We start from the raw sequence: 1,808 nt of genomic DNA on the forward strand, positions 1-1,808 counted from the left end.
CGGGTGGTGGGTGCGGTGGGTGCTGGAGGCACGGCTGCGGCGGAGGATTCGGCGACGACTGGCGGAGCTTTCCGCCCGGGAAGCCGCCGCTCCCGTCCCGCGCCCGGCCTTGCGCCGGGCAGCGCGCAACTGGCTCGCCCCGGTGGGCGTCGCCTGCGCCGGGTGGGCGCTGGTCGGTGGTCTCGCGGGTGTCGCCGTCGGCCTGGCCGGGGCGGTGGGGACATGGCGCTGGCGGCTGCGACAGGAGGCGGCGGCCGGGACGGATCCGGGCGCCCCCGACCTCGCCGAGGCGGCACGGCAACTGCCCCTCGCCGCCGACCTGCTGGCCGCCTGCATCGCGGCGGGTGCCGGACCGGTGGTCGCGGCACAGGCGGTCGGTGAAGCCCTGGGCGGCCCGGTGGGCGACGCCCTGGCCCGGGGTGCGGCGGAGGTGCGGCTGGGCGGCGAACCAGGGGCGGCCTGGCGGAGGTTGGCCGGTGTGCCCGGGGCCGGAGGGCTGGCACGGCTGCTCGAACGGGCCGACGTGACCGGGCTGCCCGCTGCCGTACCGGTCGCACGGCTCGCCGCTGAGGCCCGTGCCGACTGGGCCCGGGCGGCGACGGCCAGGGCACGCCGGGCGGGCGTCATGGTCAGCGCGCCGGTCGGGCTGTGCTTCCTGCCCGCGTTCATCGCGGTCGGGGTGCTGCCCGTGGTGATCGGGCTCGCGGGCGGGGTGCTCGGAGGAGGTGGTGGCTAGACGCGCACGATCGCAGGCACGGACGAATCAGACAGCCGCAGTGCAGTGCGTCAGGCGGCGAAGCAAGCGAGCGACGGAAGCAAGTAAGCGGCGCCCGAGACAAGTTCGGGCTCTTTCCCACGGGGGTTGAGATGGTTCAGATGGTGCGGGCTCGGCTGCGAGCCCTGGTGCGCGGGATGCGTGCGGCGCGGCGCGACGCGGGGATGGTCACCTCGGAGTACGCGACGGGCATCGTGGCGGCCGTGGCGTTCGCCGTGGTGCTCTACAAGGTCGTCACGAGCGGAGCGGTCAGTTCGGAGCTGCAGAGCATCGTGAAGGAAGCACTCAATGCGCGGATGTGAGCGGCGCGGGGACCGGGGGTTCGTGACGGCGGAGTCGGCCGTGGTGCTGCCCGTGCTGGTGATGTTCGCGATGGCGCTGGTGTGGGGCCTGCTGGTCGTTGCCGCGCAGATCCAGTGCGTGGACGCGGCGCGGACGGGCGCGCGTGCGGCGGCGCGGCAGGACCCGCCCGGCGCGGTGGTGCGACTGGCCCGCGAGGCGGCACCGCCCGGTGCGAAGGTGACGGTGAGCCGGGACGCGGAGCACGTGCGCGTGGTCGTCGTGGCCGAGCCGCCGGTGCTGCGTGGGCTGTCGTTCGCGGTGCGAGAGGAAGCCGTGGCGGCGGTGGAGGAGGCGGTGGGCACATGACGGGGTGCGTGCTTGGGGGGAGGCGGTGGGCCCGGGAACGCCGTGACCTCCGTGGAGAGGGCGGTGGGCACGTGAAGCGCCCGTCGCGCGGCTTCCCGGACCAGGGGTCCGCCACCGTCTGGAGCGTGGGGGCGATCGCCGTCCTGTGCGTGGTGTTCGGTGTCGTCCTCGCGCTGGGGCAGGCCGTCGTGGTCCGGCACCGGGCGGCGGGCGGAGCGGACCTCGCGGCGCTGGCGGCGGCGGATCACTGGGCCGACGGCGAGACGGCGGCCTGTGCCCGAGCCGGCCGGGTGGCCCGGGCCCAGGGTGTGCGGCTGGTGCGGTGCGCGGTCGCCGGGGAGATCTCGGACGTGACGGCGGCCTCGGGACGGAGGCCGTTCACGGC

General features: G+C 76.1%; 4 protein-coding genes. All 4 read left to right on the plus strand.

Annotated elements, in window-relative coordinates; all coding sequences use genetic code 11:
• Window positions 1-736, plus strand: a 736-nt coding sequence (locus RIN80_RS19500) for a type II secretion system F family protein (RefSeq protein WP_309096898.1), incomplete at its 5' end; no start/stop codon positions are given.
• Between the two features lie 131 nt (window positions 737-867).
• Window positions 868-1,077, plus strand: coding sequence for a DUF4244 domain-containing protein (locus RIN80_RS19505; protein WP_309096899.1), 210 nt, complete (start codon window positions 868-870; stop codon window positions 1,075-1,077).
• A complete protein-coding gene (locus tag RIN80_RS19510) occupies window positions 1,064-1,423 on the plus strand; it encodes a TadE family type IV pilus minor pilin (protein WP_309096900.1) in 360 nt (119 codons plus the stop codon). Before RIN80_RS19505 ends, RIN80_RS19510 begins: the two co-directional genes overlap by 14 nt.
• 71 nt (window positions 1,424-1,494) lie before the next feature.
• A partial coding sequence (locus RIN80_RS19515; RefSeq protein ID WP_309096901.1) for an Rv3654c family TadE-like protein occupies window positions 1,495-1,808 on the plus strand: 314 nt, incomplete at its 3' end.

It is taken from the genome of Streptomyces sp. (assembly GCF_031181705.1).
Classification (GTDB): Bacteria; Actinomycetota; Actinomycetes; order Streptomycetales; family Streptomycetaceae; genus Streptomyces.

What these genes read in the sequence shown, in the direction of transcription:
- RIN80_RS19505 (WP_309096899.1), top strand. Translation starts at nt 868, where the DNA reads ATGGTTCAGATGGTGCGGGCTCGGCTGCGAGCCCTGGTGCGCGGGATG.
- RIN80_RS19510 (WP_309096900.1), top strand. Translation starts at nt 1,064, where the DNA reads ATGCGCGGATGTGAGCGGCGCGGGGACCGGGGGTTCGTGACGGCGGAG.